Consider the following 537-nt stretch of genomic DNA (forward strand, 5'->3'; position numbering starts at 1 on the left):
TACAACCCGACAAATGTCTTGACGTTTCAGGTGGGCCTGCCTCCAGAACGCTATCCCGGCGCACAGCTCAGCACGTTTGCTGAAGATCTGGTGGCGCGACTCCGATCGGTGCCAGGCGTGGAGGCCGTGGCGTACGCTCGGCAATTGCCGCTGGTGGCGATCCAGGAGCGCACGTCGTTCAGGAGAACGCCAAACCTCCCAACCCCACCGCCGCCACTGGAGACGGTTCCGGATGCGCGCTTGGTCAGCCGGGAATATCTCGACGTAATGGGAACCCGCGTGATCGAGGGGCGTGGTTTCGGCGAGAACGATCGTGCGGGCCAGCCGCGAGTGCTGCTCATCAATCAGGCGCTAGCCCACCGTGAGTTCCCCGGCGAGAATCCAATTGGACAGCGGGTGTACGCCGGCAGCGATTCTGTCCCGTGGGAGATTATCGGCGTGGTCGAAGACGTCCGACAGTTCGGTCTCGACCAGACGCCCGAGGCGCAGTTCTTTGCTGACTTCCGCCAGTGGCCGGAGACCGAAATGGGATTCACC

The 537-nt window shown here is 62.9% G+C and carries 1 protein-coding gene; it reads left to right on the forward strand.

Annotation, left to right across the window (positions count from 1 at the left end; genetic code table 11):
* The coding region (locus GEV06_29240) for a hypothetical protein (protein MPZ21921.1) at positions 1-537 on the forward strand (537 nt) is incomplete at both ends.

This window comes from Luteitalea sp. (assembly GCA_009377605.1).
Classification (GTDB): domain Bacteria; phylum Acidobacteriota; class Vicinamibacteria; order Vicinamibacterales; family Vicinamibacteraceae; genus WHTT01.